Source organism: Achromobacter sp. SD115 (assembly GCF_017355315.1).
In the GTDB taxonomy this organism is placed as follows: Bacteria; Pseudomonadota; Gammaproteobacteria; order Burkholderiales; family Burkholderiaceae_B; genus Achromobacter; species Achromobacter xylosoxidans_B.
Window position 1 is genome coordinate 1 of sequence record NZ_JADIJM010000027.1, and the last position, 12,973, is coordinate 12,973.

At 62.2% G+C, this 12,973-nt stretch carries 13 protein-coding genes and 1 other annotated feature; of the genes, 3 read left to right on the forward strand and 10 right to left on the reverse strand.

Features of this window, described 5'->3' with window-relative positions:
* Window positions 1-263: 263 nt before the first annotated feature.
* Window positions 264-318: a sequence feature (sul1 is cis-regulatory element that is thought to sense ions involved in sulfur or methionine metabolism; They are found in Alphaproteobacteria), on the forward strand.
* A gap of 86 nt (window positions 319-404) precedes the next feature.
* Together IPU70_RS27880 and IPU70_RS27885 are read left to right on the forward strand one after the other, a co-directional pair.
* Window positions 405-1,889: a SulP family inorganic anion transporter gene (locus tag IPU70_RS27880; RefSeq protein ID WP_006224632.1), complete on the forward strand. Its 1,485-nt coding sequence runs from the start codon at window positions 405-407 to the stop codon at window positions 1,887-1,889.
* Window positions 1,890-1,898: 9 nt separating this feature from the next.
* The gene (locus IPU70_RS27885; RefSeq protein ID WP_006224631.1) at window positions 1,899-2,753 is read left to right on the forward strand and encodes a universal stress protein; all 855 of its coding nucleotides are present in this window, start codon (window positions 1,899-1,901) and stop codon (window positions 2,751-2,753) included.
* Between the two features lie 291 nt (window positions 2,754-3,044).
* Here IPU70_RS27885 and chrA read toward each other — a convergent pair whose 3' ends face one another.
* Together chrA and IPU70_RS27895 are read right to left on the reverse strand one after the other, a co-directional pair.
* The gene (gene chrA, locus IPU70_RS27890; protein WP_006224630.1) at window positions 3,045-4,274 is read right to left on the reverse strand and encodes a chromate efflux transporter; all 1,230 of its coding nucleotides are present in this window, start codon (window positions 4,272-4,274) and stop codon (window positions 3,045-3,047) included.
* Window positions 4,271-4,573 (reverse strand): PadR family transcriptional regulator, encoded by a 303-nt coding sequence (locus IPU70_RS27895; RefSeq protein ID WP_006224629.1) that lies wholly within the window; start codon window positions 4,571-4,573, stop codon window positions 4,271-4,273. The genes chrA and IPU70_RS27895 overlap by 4 nt, the downstream gene beginning before the upstream one ends.
* Before the next feature lie 374 nt (window positions 4,574-4,947).
* Between IPU70_RS27895 and IPU70_RS27900 the strand changes: the two genes are divergently transcribed.
* Window positions 4,948-5,301 (forward strand): hypothetical protein, encoded by a 354-nt coding sequence (locus IPU70_RS27900; protein WP_164741317.1) that lies wholly within the window; start codon window positions 4,948-4,950, stop codon window positions 5,299-5,301.
* Between the two features lie 6 nt (window positions 5,302-5,307).
* Here the strand turns inward: IPU70_RS27900 and IPU70_RS27905 are convergent, their stop codons facing one another.
* The 8 genes from IPU70_RS27905 to merT form a co-directional block, all read right to left on the reverse strand.
* Window positions 5,308-8,274, reverse strand: coding sequence for a Tn3 family transposase (locus IPU70_RS27905; protein ID WP_001138070.1), 2,967 nt, complete (start codon window positions 8,272-8,274; stop codon window positions 5,308-5,310).
* Window positions 8,275-8,276: 2 nt separating this feature from the next.
* Window positions 8,277-8,837, reverse strand: a complete 561-nt coding sequence (locus IPU70_RS27910) for a recombinase family protein (RefSeq protein WP_003124096.1) — start codon at window positions 8,835-8,837, stop codon at window positions 8,277-8,279.
* Window positions 8,838-8,967: 130 nt separating this feature from the next.
* A complete protein-coding gene (locus IPU70_RS32910; RefSeq protein WP_003132006.1) occupies window positions 8,968-9,957 on the reverse strand; it encodes a DUF3330 domain-containing protein in 990 nt (329 codons plus the stop codon).
* Complete coding sequence (gene merE, locus IPU70_RS27920; RefSeq protein WP_003132004.1) at window positions 9,954-10,190, reverse strand: broad-spectrum mercury transporter MerE; 237 nt, start codon at window positions 10,188-10,190, stop codon at window positions 9,954-9,956. The genes IPU70_RS32910 and merE overlap by 4 nt, the downstream gene beginning before the upstream one ends.
* A complete protein-coding gene (gene merD, locus IPU70_RS27925; RefSeq protein ID WP_000995360.1) occupies window positions 10,187-10,552 on the reverse strand; it encodes a mercury resistance co-regulator MerD in 366 nt (121 codons plus the stop codon). Before merD ends, merE begins: the two co-directional genes overlap by 4 nt.
* A 17-nt stretch (window positions 10,553-10,569) precedes the next feature.
* Entirely contained in the window at window positions 10,570-12,255 is a 1,686-nt protein-coding gene (merA, locus tag IPU70_RS27930; protein WP_003156770.1) for a mercury(II) reductase, read from the reverse strand.
* A gap of 71 nt (window positions 12,256-12,326) precedes the next feature.
* The gene (merP, locus tag IPU70_RS27935; protein ID WP_003131987.1) at window positions 12,327-12,602 is read right to left on the reverse strand and encodes a mercury resistance system periplasmic binding protein MerP; all 276 of its coding nucleotides are present in this window, start codon (window positions 12,600-12,602) and stop codon (window positions 12,327-12,329) included.
* A gap of 12 nt (window positions 12,603-12,614) precedes the next feature.
* Window positions 12,615-12,965 carry a mercuric ion transporter MerT gene (gene merT, locus IPU70_RS27940; RefSeq protein ID WP_006224622.1) on the reverse strand — a complete coding sequence of 117 codons (351 nt, stop codon included), beginning with the start codon at window positions 12,963-12,965 and terminating at the stop codon, window positions 12,615-12,617.
* Window positions 12,966-12,973: the final 8 nt, after the last annotated feature.

Sequence of the window (12,973 nt, forward strand, 5' to 3'; positions counted from 1 at the left end):
AATGTTTGGATGTTTTGCTGGTCCTTGGGGCAAACCGACCAGAAGCGGAAGTCCACTTGATTCGCGCAATGTTTGGTGAAGGCCGGGAGCGGCCATCAATGACAGGCAGCTCCCGACCCAATGCGGCCGGTCAAAGGTTAGTTCTCGCCGCCCGATATCGTGTTTGTGACGATTCGGCCCTGGTCTGAGTCACGCTGCACAACCCGTGTACAATGCTCCCGCAGCATCTGCAACGGATGCGGCTTCGCTTCGATAGCGATACTAGTGGACCCGGCGTTTGCCGGGTGGCTCGGCCGGGCGCCTATCCCTCGGACAACTCCAAGCGAATTACGGCTCGCTCCGAGACCAACTACAAACCACCCTCGGTGCAAGGCATCGCTTGCTAACGTCAGGTTAGCCTAACAATGTCTTTTTTCTCCTCTTTTCGTCGCGAATGGATGTCCAGTCCTCGTAACGATATTCTTGCGGGCATCGTCGTTGCCCTTGCTCTTATCCCCGAAGCCATCGGCTTTTCCATCATCGCGGGTATTGATCCGCGGGTAGGCCTCTACGCATCGTTCTCGATCGCGGTAATCATCGCTTTAGTGGGCGGCCGGCCTGGCATGATTTCTGCGGCCACGGCCGCCATTGCCGTGCTGGTGGTGCCTTTGGTCAAGGATCATGGCGTTGAATACCTGTTCGCCGCCACAATCCTGATGGGCATCTTCCAGATCATCGCCGGCTTTCTTCGGCTTGACCTGCTGATGCAGTATGTGTCGCGGTCTGTCGTCACCGGGTTCGTGAACGCGCTGGCAATTCTGATCTTTGTTGCCCAGTTGCCGCAGCTGACCAACGTCACGTGGGTCACCTACGTGATGGTGGCGGGAGGGTTGGCGATCATCTATCTGTTTCCGCGCCTGACCCGGGCCGTGCCGTCGCCGTTGATCGCGATCATCGTGTTGACGGCCATCTCTATTTACTGGGGCCTGCCCGTCAACACGGTGGGCGACATGGGCAAGCTGCCGTCGTCCCTGCCTTCGTTCCTGATTCCGAACGTGCCCTTCACGTTTGAAACCTTGCAGATCATTCTTCCGTATTCGCTGACCATGGCGGCGGTGGGTTTGCTGGAGTCGATGATGACCGCGCAGATCGTGGACGACTTGACCGACACGCCCAGCAATAAGCGGCGCGAATGCAAGGGCCAGGGTATCGCGAACTTCGTGACGGGCTTCTTTGGCGGCATGGGCGGTTGTGCCATGATCGGCCAGTCCGTCATCAACGTGAAGTCGGGCGGTTCGACGCGGCTTTCCACTTTCGTGGCGGGTTCCTTCCTGCTGTTCCTGATCGTGGTGCTGGGGCCCTTGGTGGCCAGGATTCCCATGCCGGCACTGGTCGCGGTCATGATCATGGTGTCCATCGGCACGTTCAGTTGGGGTTCGATCCGCAACCTGCGTTCGCATCCCTGGCAGTCTTCCGTGGTCATGCTGGCGACCGTTGTGGTGGTCGTCTGGACGCATGACCTTGCACAGGGCGTACTGGCGGGCGTGCTGTTGAGCGGCGTGTTCTTCGCGGGTAAGGTCAAGCGGCTCTTCGCAGTGACTTCGGCCTTGTCTGAGGACGGGCGCACCCGCACCTACTACTACGAGGGCCAGGTGTTTTTTGCATCCACCGATCGGTTTTCAGAAGCCATTGATTTTAAAGAGGTCGTCGACCACGTGGTGCTGGATGTATCCGCCGCGCACTTCTGGGACATCTCGGCCGTGGGTGCCCTGGACAAGGTCGTGATCAAGCTGCGCCGCGAAGGCACGACTGTAGATGTCGTCGGTTTGAATGCCGCCAGCGCCACCATGATTGGTCGATTTGCAATTCACGACAAACCCGGCGCCGACACCAAGTCGTTGGGACACTAAGGAGAAGATATGTCGAAAGTACTTGCATGCATCGATGCCTCCCACTACGCCGCCGCGGTCTGCGACTTGTCAGCCTGGGCGGCGCACCGTCTTTCCTGGAGAGTTGAACTGCTGCATGTTGTGCAGCGAAAAAGCGCGGTGACAGCGCGGCACGACCTTAGTGGCGCTATCGGGCTAGGTGTGAAAAGCGAGCTGCTAGAAGAGCTGACTCGCATCGAAGAAGCGCAAGGAAAACTGGCGGTCGAAGGTGGCCGCGCCCTCTTGGCGACCGCTGAAGAGCGATTACGGGCTGCCGGCATCGGCGACGTCAGTACGGTGCACCTCCATGGTGGCATTGTGGAAACCATTATCGAGCGCGAAGCCGAGGCTGGCTTGGTGGTGATGGGCAAGCGGGGAGCGTCGAGCGAATTCGCCGCCGGCCATCTCGGATCGAAAATCGAGCGCGTGCTTCGAGCCAGTAACAAGCCGCTATTTGTTGCTCCCGAGCGGCACGTGCCGCCAATGCGCGCTGTGATTGCCTACGATGGCGGAAAGTCTATTGCTAGAGCGATTGCATTGCTGACAAGCACGCCGATGCTGGACGGTCTGCCAATACACCTCGTGAGGGCTGGCGCGGAGTCGCAGGAGAATCGAGCCCAGATGGAGCAGGTCGTTCAGCTATTCGCGCAAAGCGGGCGAACGGCAACTTTTTCGATTACCCCGGGGGCTCCAGAGAAAGTTATCGCTGACTGCGTAGCCGGTGGTCCGATGTCCGTGCTGGTCATGGGTGCCTATGGTCACTCGCCGCTCAGGAATTTGATCGTCGGCAGTACCACGACGGCAATGATACGAGCTGTTGAGGTGCCGATCCTGCTTGCGCGATAGCGCTGTGAAATTATGGAATGCCCTGAGGTGACTGGTGTGCGTCACCTGCATAGGATCGGGTGAATGTCCGGCTTTGGCCGGCAAGCGACCGTTCGCCGGCCCGGGATGCATCAACCTCAGTTTGCTCTGCCATCTCAACGGCATCGTTAGCTCGATCCCGAGGTAACGAACCCTGCGTTCAAGCTTCGTTCGCCCAAGCAGCAGCTATACCGCTGGAAGATTCTTCGTCCTGAGGTACATCAGCGAAGGAATTATGCGAAGTTTGATTGAAAGCTCTGAGTGAAACGAATTTCAGATGCCCATCGCCATGACCCAGCCTGCCAAGCCAGCCAGCAGCACCACGAGCGCTGGCGGCACGCGCCCCACTGTGAGCAGCCCGAACGAGAGCAACGCCAACCCGAAGTCCGCCTTGCCGTGGATGGCGCTTGTCCACACCGGGTCATATAAGGCCGATACCAGGATACCAACCACGCCGGCGTTGATGCCCGCCATGGTCGTCTGAATACCCGCCCGGTGGCGAAGCGCCGCCCAGAACGGCAATGCGCCGACCAGCATGAGGAAGGCTGGGAGGAATATGGTGCCCAGCAGAGCCAGGCCGCCAATCCAGCCATGCAGCGGGCCGTGGGCTATTGCGCCAAGATACGCCGAAAAAGTGAACAGCGGTCCCGGCACGGCCTGGGCAGCGCCATAGCCAGCTAGGAAGTCTGCGTTGCTGACGATGCCGCTGGGCACCACGGTGGCTTGCAGCAGCGGCAGCACAACGTGCCCACCGCCGAAGACTAGCGCACCGGAACGGTACACCCCATCCAGCAGCGCTATCGTGGACGATCCCGTGGCTGCTGCACATAGGGGCAGCAAGACAAGCGGTGTTGCAAACAGAAGCAGCGCAATGACGCCCAGTCTGCGCGAGACCGGGTAGCTGTGAGCTTGGCCACCGCCAGGTTGTGAAATCTTCAGCGTCCACCAGCCCAGCAGTCCTGCCAACAAGATCGCGACAATCTGTCCCGCTGCTGAGGGTAGGATCATGGTCAGCAGTGCCGCCAGAATGGCCAGGGCAGCGCGTGGCCGGTCAGGGCACAACGACTTGGCCATGCCCCACACCGCCTGAGCTACGATGGCCACGGCGACTACCTTGAGACCATGCACCCACCCGGACTGGGCTAGTCCCTGGTACTCAGCGATGCCGAAGGCAAACAGGATTAGCGCGATGGCCGATGGCAAAGTGAACCCTGCCCACGCCGCCAGCAAGCCCAACCAGCCAGCGCGACCCAGCCCAAGCGCCATGCCCACCTGGCTGCTGGCCGGACCCGGAAGAAACTGGCACAAGGCGACCAGATCGGAATAGCTGCGGTCATCCAGCCAGCGGCGGCGCTCGACAAACTCCGAGCGGAAATAACCCAGATGCGCGATCGGCCCACCGAAGGAGGTCAATCCCAGTTTAAGGAAGGCGCCGAAGACTTCAACGGGTGAACCGCGCGTAGCTACAGCTTCGTGCTGTACGGTGTTGGTGGAGCCTGTCATTTGTGCATTGCCTCCCCGGTGAACTCCCGGATGCGTTCCTTGGCCAGCGCCAAGCCTTCCTTGCCCTTGGGCGTGATCGTGTAGAGCTTTCGCACGGTGCGTCCGTCGCGCTCCTGGCGCGAAACTAGGTATCCGTCGCGCTCCATCTTGTGAAGCATCGGGTACAGCGTTCCGGGAGAAAGTCGGTAGCCGTGGTGGGCCAGTTCGTCAATCATCCACTGCCCATAGATCTCCTGCGCGGCTGCGTGGTGCAGCACGTGCAGGCGGATCAGCCCCGATAGCAGATCGTGGTGCTCCATGGCGCGAGGTGTTGAGTTCTCTTTCATATCGAGTTTCGATAACGAAATACGATCATAGCACTTGCACCAAGATTCTAGGTTGGTCCAGCTGTTCCGTCTTGAAGGGCAGTTATTGGCTGTGGATGAAACCGGTCGTTGCAACAGCTTGGTTCAATCGCTCGGCCGATGACGACCCACTTCGGCCGGTCGGAGTGCCTCGGTCAACGGCTGCTGTGCAGCGATTGCTGTCCATTGAATCCACCGCATGGTGACGCTGCATCGCCTCGCGCATTACGGCCCGAAACGAACGTCCGATCCGTCATGAAAAAGTAATTGGCGCCACCTACATTCATTGCTTCGTTAAATCCAGACAAATGGACAATATGAAGACCAACATGAATGCGCCCGTCGTGGACTTCAATGACGAGGACTCGAACACATCGCCAAATCCGACATTCGACGCGGTGCTACAAACCCGCTTGAGTCGACGCCGGATTCTGAAGGGAGGCATGGCAACGGTGGGCTCTGCCCTGTTCGGGGTTGGCCTGGCGGGCTGTAATGGCGACGGAGACGACGACAGCGATGTCGATAGCCCGGACACACCGCCCACAGGAGCTCCTCCCACGGAGCCCTCGGAAAAACTGCTCAATTTCGGCGCGGTTCCGAAATCGCTGGCAGACGCGGTCAGCGTTCCTTCCGGATACACCGCGCAAGTGCTCTATGGGGTCGCCTCAGAAAACGGAAAATAAAGCACGCTAAGCCGGTTGCAGCGGTCGTAGCGGCCTGAACTTGCCCGCGCCGATCTTGGCGCTGCTGCGCCAGAGGTAATCGCCGGTGAGGTTGATGTGCTCCCAACCGAGCGGCGACAGGTACTGCAACAGCGCGTCATCAACGGCATGGCCGTTGCCACGCAGCGCGTGCGCAGCCCGTTCCAGATAGACCGTGTTCCACAACACGACGGCAGCCGTTACCAGATTGAGGCCGCTAGCCCGGTAGCGCTGCTGCTCGAAACTGCGGTCGCGGATTTCACCCAGGCGGTTGAAAAACACTGCCCTGGCCAGCGCATTGCGCGCCTCGCCCTTGTTCAGGCCGGCATGCACGCGGCGGCGCAGTTCCACGCTTTGCAGCCAGTCCAGGATGAACAGCGTGCGCTCGATGCGGCCCAGCTCGCGGAGCGCCACGGCCAGGCCGTTCTGGCGTGGGTAGCTGCCGAGCTTTCGGAGCATCAGGGAGGCCGTCACCGTGCCCTGCTTGATCGAGGTGGCCAGCCGCAGGATTTCGTCCCAATGGGCGCGGACGTGCTTGATGTTGAGCGTGCCGCCGATCATGGGTTTCAGCGCGTCATAGGCGGCGTCGCCCTTCGGGATGTAGAGCTTGGTGTCGCCCAGGTCGCGGATGCGCGGCGCGAAGCGGAAGCCCAGGAGGTGCATCAGGGCGAAGACGTGATCGGTGAAGCCCGCCGTGTCGGTGTAATGCTCCTCGATCCGCAAGTCGGACTCGTGGTACAGCAGGCCGTCGAGCACGTAGGTCGAATCGCGCACGCCGACGTTCACGACCTTGGTGTGAAATGGCGCGTACTGGTCAGAAATGTGGGTGTAGAACGTCCGCCCTGGGCTGCTCCCGTATTTCGGGTTGATGTGGCCGGTGCTCTCGGCCTTGCTGCCGGTGCGGAAGTTCTGGCCGTCCGACGATGAGGTGGTGCCGTCGCCCCAGTGCTCGGCGAAGGGATGGCGGAACTGTGCGTTGACCAGATCGGCCAGCGCCGCCCCGTAGGTTTCGTCGCGGATGTGCCAGGCTTGCAGCCAAGCCAGCTTGGCGTAGGTCGTGCCGGGGCAAGACTCCGCCATCTTGGTCAGGCCCAGGTTGATCGCGTCGGCGAGGATCGTGGTCAGCAACAGGTTCTTGTCTTTGGCCGGGTCGCCCGATTTCAGATGCGCGAAATGCCGAGTGAAGCCCGTCCATTCGTCCACCTCCAGCAGCAGTTCGGTGATCTTGACGTGCGGCAGGATCATTGCCGTCTGGTCGATCAGCGCTTGGGCGGTGTCGGGTACCGCCGCGTCGAGCGGCGTGATCTTCAAGCCTGACTCGGTGATGATGGCGTCCGGCAGCTCGTTGGCCGTCGCCATACGGTTGACGGTGGCAAGCTGTGTTTCCAGCAGCGTCAGCCGGTCGTTCAGGTACCGGTTGCAGTCGGTGGCCACGGCCAGCGGCAATTCGCTGGCCTGCTTGAGGCTGGCGAATTTCGCGGGCGGCACCAGGTAGTCCTCGAAGTCCTTGAACTGGCGCGACCCCTGCACCCAGATGTCGCCGGAACGCAACGCGTTCTTCATCTCCGACAGCGCGCACAGTTCGTAGTAGCGCCGGTCGATGCCGGTGTCGGTCATGACCAGCTTCTGCCAGCGCGGCTTGATGAACTCGGTCGGCGCGTCGGCGGGCACCTTGCGGGCGTTGTCGCTGTTCATGCCGCGCAGCACCTCGATGGCGTCGAGCACGTCCTTCGCGGCGGGAGCGGCCCGCAGCTTGAGCACGGCAAGGAATTCCGGCGCGTAGCGGCGCAGCGTGGCGTAGCTTTCGCCGATGCGGTGCAGGAAATCGAAGTCCTCGGGCTGCGCAAGCTTCTGCGCTTCGGTGACGCTCTCGGCGAAGGCATCCCAGGACATGACGGCCTCGATGGCGGCGAACGGATCGCGGCCCGCCTGCTTGGCCTCGATCAGCGCCTGGCCGATGCGGCCGAACAGCCGCACCTTGGCGTTGATCGCCTTGCCGGACGCCTGGAATTGCTGCTGATGCTTGTTCTTGGCGGCGTTGAACAGCTTGCCCAGGATGCGGTCGTGCAGGTCGATGATTTCGTCGGTGACGGTGGCCATGCCCTCGATGGCAAGCGCCACCAGGGTGGCATAGCGTCGCTGCGCCTCGAACTTGGCCAGGTCGGCGGGCGTCATCTGGCCACCCTCACGGGCGATCTTGAGCAGGCGGTTCTGGTGCACCGACCGCTCGATGCCAGAAGGCAGGTCGAGCGCCTGCCACGCTTTGAGGCGTTCGATGTGTTCCAGCATGTGCCGCGAATTCGGTTTGACGGGCGATTGGCGCAGCCAGGCCAGCCAGGTCGTTTTGCCGTTGTCCCGACGCTTGAGCAGATCGTCGAGGCGGCGGCGATGCGCGTCCGACAGCGGTTCGGCCAAGGCATCGTAGATGCGCCGGTTGGCGCGGGTGATTGCTTCGGCGCTCGCCCGCTCGACGGCGTTGAGGGCAGGCAGAATGACCGACTGCTGCCGCAGGTGCTCGATCAAGGTGCTGGCCAGCACGATGCCCTTGTCGGTCTGCAAGGCCATCTCGGTCAGCAACTGGACGGCCTGCCGGTAGTGGCCCATGGTAAAGGGCTGGAAGCCGAACACCGTTTGCAGTTCGACCAGGTGCTCGCGCCGGGTCTGCTCCCGCTGCCCGTATTCGTCCCAGCTTTCGACGCTGACCTTGAGCTGGTCGGCGACCAGTTTCAACAAGGGCGGAAACGGCGGCTCATCGACGCCCAGGATGACACCAGGAAAGCGCAGGTAACAGAGCTGCACGGCGAAGCCCAGCCGGTTGGCCGGGCCGCGCCGCTGCCGGATGATGGAGAGGTCGGTTTCGCTGAACGTGTAGTGACGGATCAACTCATCCTTGGTGTCCGGCAACGCCAGCAGGCTTTCGCGCTCGGCGGCGGACAGGATTGAACGACGTGGCATATTTACTGATCCGTTCTCAAGTATTGATACAGGGTTTCGCGACTGATTCCGAATTCACGAGCCAGCTTGGTCTTTTGCTCGCCAGCCTCGACACGTTGGCGCAGTTCGGCAATACGCTCAGACGACAGGGATTTCTTCCTGCCACGGTAGGCCCCGCGCTGCTTGGCGAGCGCGATGCCCTCGCGCTGCCGCTCGCGGATCAAGGCGCGTTCGAACTCGGCGAACGCGCCCATTACCGACAGCATCAGGTTCGCCATCGGCGAGTCCTCGCCGGTGAAGGTCAAATGCTCCTTAAGGAACTCGATGCGTACGCCGCGCTGGGTGAGGCCCTGCACCAGGCGGCGCAGGTCGTCGAGGTTGCGCGCCAGACGATCCATGCTGTGCACCACGACCGTGTCGCCTTCGCGCACGAAGGCGAGCAGCCGTTCCAGTTCGGGCCGCCGTGTGTCCTTGCCCGACGCCTTGTCGGTGAACACTTTATCCACCTGGATCTGTTCGAGCTGCCGTTCTGGGTTCTGGTCGAAGCTGCTGACGCGGACGTAACCGATGCGCTGACCGTGCAAGGTATCCTCCTGAGGGAAATGTGTCAGGAAGAAATCTATGACCCTTGACGGCGTATGTCAATCAATTCGGAAGGCAACTCTATTCTGACGATTTAGCGCCGGATGGTCTGACGCCAAGTTAGGGTATGCCTCAATCTGACGGTAGCGAGTCGCAGGCGTTCGGATCGGCATCGGTTTCGTTCCCTGTCTTGGCACGCGCTTCGAAGCGTTGATAACACTCCAACCCGCAGAAGTGCTCGACGTATTCCGCGCCTTCCGGGGTGAAGGCGGCATCGAGCGGGATTTCCTTGCAGCACACGCAGCAACTGGTGGTGGTCGAGTCACTTGCATTCATGGTGGCACCCCTCCATTGACTGACGAAGACGGCGAATGCCGCCGCCGGCATTGGCTTCGCGAACAGGAAGCCTTGTCCTGTGTCGCAGTCCGCTTGTCGCAATAGATCAAGACTCGCCGATGTTTCCACGCCTTCAGCCACCACATCCATGCCCAGCCCGTGCGCAAGCTGAATCACGGTGTGCACGATGGTTTGGTCGCGGCGGTCGTTGGCGAGCCCGGCGACAAACGATTGGTCGATCTTGAGCGTGCTGATTGGGCAGCACTTCAGATGTTGCAGACAGGAATACCCCGTCCCGAAGTCATCGGCGGCGAAGCGCACACCGATCTGCCGCAAGGCGTCCAGGGCGGGGAAGATCGCCGGATCACCAAACGCGACCGATTCGGTCAGCTCGATTTCGAGATACTCGGCGGGCAACTCGGCATCAGCCAGCACGCCCTTTACCCACCCGTCGAAGTCCGGTCCCACTTGGCTCGCCGAAACATTGACGGCCAGCCGGAACGGTCGCCATGCCAGCATTCGCCAGTCACGCATCTGGCGGCAGGCTTCGCCCAGCACCCAAGCGCCGATTTCAGGCATCAGGCCGGACGATTCGACCACGGGCAGGAACTGGCCCGGTGGCAATAGTCCAAGCGTCGGATGACGCCAGCGCAACAGGGCTTCCGCGCCGACAATCCCACCACTGCGCAGATCGACGACGGGCTGGTAGTGCAGTTCAAGCTGCCCGCGCTCGACCGCTTGGGCCAGTTCCGGCGTCGTCCATCCATCCGGCCGGAAAGCGCTCATTCTCTTTCCCTGAATGCCCGCAACGCCCGCGACAGGGACAGAAGGAACAGGCCGGTCAAACCGAGCGCCGCGATGACCCAATGCTCGCCGAGGAAAGCACCGGCGGTTGTGCCGGCCAGCACGACAGCGAGGATGGGCAGGTGGCAGGGGCAAGTCAGCACAGCCAGTCCGCCCCACAGGTAGCCGGTGATCGGTTTGTGCGTCTCGGACGGCAAGCGCTCGGGGTTGTTCATGGCAGACTCTCCGCGTGCTGTGCCGGCTCGGTCGGCAGGGTGGCCAACTGCACTTCCAGATCGGCCAACGCTTCGCGCCGACGCTCGACGAACTGACGCAGCAGGGCAAGCTGCGCGGCCGCTTCGTCGCCGTCCGCCGCATCCAGCGCCCGGCACAGCCGCGCCAGCGCGTCGAGGCCGATGCCCGCCTCGAAGGCCGCCCGCACGAAGCACAGCCGTTGCAAGGCGGCGTCATCGAACAAGCCGTAGCCGCCTGGTGTGCACGCCACCGGGCGCAGCAATCCGCGCAGCAGGTAGTCGCGCACGATATGCACGCTCACCCCGGCATCAAGAGCCAGCCGGGACACCGTGTAGGCGTTCATTGAACACCTCCTTTTTCTCACCCGGCGCAGCAGGAAAGCTGCTTCACATCCTTGTTGAAGGTCTGCGCCGCGAGCTTCAACCCCTCGACCATCGTCAGGTAGGGGAACAACTGGTCGGCCAGTTCCTGCACCGTCATGCGGTTGCGAATGGCCAGAGCCGCCGTCTGGATCAGTTCACCCGCTTCCGGCGCGACCGCCTGTACGCCGATCAGCCGATGGCTGCCTTCCTCGATAACCAACTTGATGAAGCCGCGTGTGTCGAAGTTGGCGAGCGCACGCGGCACGTTGTCCAAGGTCAAGGTGCGGCTGTCGGTCTCGATCCCGTCGTGGTGGGCTTCCGCCTCGCTGTAGCCCACGGTCGCCACTTGCGGATCGGTGAACACCACGGCCGGCATTGCGGTCAGGTCGAGCGCCGCATCGCCGCCGGTCATGTTGATCGCGGCACGGGTGCCGGCCGCTGCCGCCACATAGACGAACTGCGGCTGGTCGGTGCAGTCGCCGGCCGCGTAGATGTTCGGGTTGCTCGTGCGCATGCCTTGGTCGATGACGATGGCACCTTGCGCATTGACAGTGACCCCCGCTGCGTCCAGCGCGAGGCTGCGCGTGTTCGGTGTCCGACCGGTGGCAACCAGCAGTTTGTCGGCGCGCAATTCACCGTGCGTGGTGGTCAGCACGAATTCACCGTCCATATGGGCGACCTGGCTGGCTTGCGTGTGCTCCAGCACCTCGATGCCCTCGGCACGGAAAGCGGCTGTCACCGCCTCGCCGATGGCCGGGTCTTCACGGAAGAACAAGGTATTGCGCGCCAGGACCGTGACCTTGCTGCCCAGCCGGGCAAAGGCTTGCGCCAGCTCCAGCGCCACCACCGACGAGCCGATTACGGCAAGGCGTTCGGGAATGGTGTCGCTCGCCAGGGCCTCGGTGGAAGTCCAGTAGGGTGACTCTTTCAAGCCCGGAATCGGCGGGACCGCCGGGCTGGCACCCGTGGCGACCAGGCAGCGGTCGAACATCACGACGCGCTCGCCACCCTCGTTCAAACGGACGGTAAGGCTCTGGTCGTCCTTGAAGCGCGCCTCACCGTGCACAACGGTGATGGCCGGATTACCGCCCAGGATGCCTTCGTACTTGGCGTGCCGCAGTTCGTCGACGCGGGCCTGCTGCTGGGCCAGCAGCTTACTGCGGTCAATCGTAGGCACAGTTGCCGCAATACCGCCATCGAACGGGCTTTCCCGGCGCAGATGGGCGATGTGGGCGGCGCGGATCATGATCTTGGACGGCACACAGCCGACATTGACGCAGGTGCCGCCGATGGTGCCGCGCTCGATCAGCGTGACCTGCGCGCCTTGCTCGACGGCCTTCAGCGCCGCCGCCATCGCGGCTCCACCGCTGCCAATGACCGCTACCTGCACCGGGGGCTCGTTGCCACTGTGCTTTTCGGCGGCGGCCATCCATCCCCGCACCTTGTCGAGCAGTCCGACGCGGTTGTCCGCCAGTGGCGCATCGGCTAGCGTTGCCTTGTAGCCCAGTCCGGCCACGGCGGCAGTCAGCGCGTCCGGCGATGTGCCCGGCACGATGGCGAGTTGCGCTGTGCCCTTCGGATAGGACACCAGCGCCGACTGCACGCCTGGCACTTTTTCCAGCGCTTCCTTGACGTGCGCCGCGCACGAGTCGCAAGTCATGCCGGTGATTTTTAGATGGGTCATGCAACAGATCCTTTATCGTTTGTGGCGCCAGACAATGACGTCCGTTGTGCTGCGGTGCCGTTTTCAGTGACTCACTGCTTGACGCTGGACGGATAGCCCGCGTCTGCGGTTGCCTTGGTCAGCTTCTGCACGCTGGTCTTGGCATCGTCGAAGGTGACGACCGCTTGGCGTGTCTCGAAAGTCACGTCAACTTTGCTGACGCCTTCGACCTTGGAAATCGCCTTCTTGACAGTGATCGGGCAGGCGGAGCAGGTCATGCCCGGTACGGACAGCGTGACGGTCTGGGTGGCGGCCCAGACGGGGGCAACAACGGCGGCGAGGGCGAGGGAGGCAAACAGTTTCTTCATGGTGAACTCCGATCAGTAGAAAAATGGCATGACGTAGGGAAATCCGAGCGCGACCAGAACCAGCGCGGCCACGATCCAGAAAATGAGCTTGTAAGTAGCTCGCACTTGGGGAATCGCGCAGACCTCACCCGGTTTGCAGGCCGCTGCCTGCCGGTAGATGCGCCGCCAGGCGAAGAACAACGCCACCAGCGCCACGCCGATAAAGATGGGGCGATAGGGATCCAACACCGCCAAGTTGCCGATCCAAGCGCCGCTGAACCCCAAGGCGATCAGAACCAACGGCCCGAGGCAGCAAGCCGAGGCGAGGATGGCGGCAAGCCCTCCAGTGAAGAGCGCGCCGCGCCCGGTTTTTGGTTCAGACATGCGCTTGT

What these genes read in the sequence shown, in the direction of transcription:
- IPU70_RS27880 (WP_006224632.1), top strand. Translation starts at nt 405, where the DNA reads ATGTCTTTTTTCTCCTCTTTTCGTCGCGAATGGATGTCCAGTCCTCGT.
- IPU70_RS27885 (WP_006224631.1), top strand. Translation starts at nt 1,899, where the DNA reads ATGTCGAAAGTACTTGCATGCATCGATGCCTCCCACTACGCCGCCGCG.
- chrA (WP_006224630.1), bottom strand. Translation starts at nt 4,274, where the DNA reads ATGACAGGCTCCACCAACACCGTACAGCACGAAGCTGTAGCTACGCGC.
- IPU70_RS27895 (WP_006224629.1), bottom strand. Translation starts at nt 4,573, where the DNA reads ATGGAGCACCACGATCTGCTATCGGGGCTGATCCGCCTGCACGTGCTG.
- IPU70_RS27900 (WP_164741317.1), top strand. Translation starts at nt 4,948, where the DNA reads ATGAATGCGCCCGTCGTGGACTTCAATGACGAGGACTCGAACACATCG.
- IPU70_RS27905 (WP_001138070.1), bottom strand. Translation starts at nt 8,274, where the DNA reads ATGCCACGTCGTTCAATCCTGTCCGCCGCCGAGCGCGAAAGCCTGCTG.
- IPU70_RS32910 (WP_003132006.1), bottom strand. Translation starts at nt 9,957, where the DNA reads ATGAGCGCTTTCCGGCCGGATGGATGGACGACGCCGGAACTGGCCCAA.
- merE (WP_003132004.1), bottom strand. Translation starts at nt 10,190, where the DNA reads ATGAACAACCCCGAGCGCTTGCCGTCCGAGACGCACAAACCGATCACC.
- merD (WP_000995360.1), bottom strand. Translation starts at nt 10,552, where the DNA reads ATGAACGCCTACACGGTGTCCCGGCTGGCTCTTGATGCCGGGGTGAGC.
- merA (WP_003156770.1), bottom strand. Translation starts at nt 12,255, where the DNA reads ATGACCCATCTAAAAATCACCGGCATGACTTGCGACTCGTGCGCGGCG.
- merP (WP_003131987.1), bottom strand. Translation starts at nt 12,602, where the DNA reads ATGAAGAAACTGTTTGCCTCCCTCGCCCTCGCCGCCGTTGTTGCCCCC.
- merT (WP_006224622.1), bottom strand. Translation starts at nt 12,965, where the DNA reads ATGTCTGAACCAAAAACCGGGCGCGGCGCGCTCTTCACTGGAGGGCTT.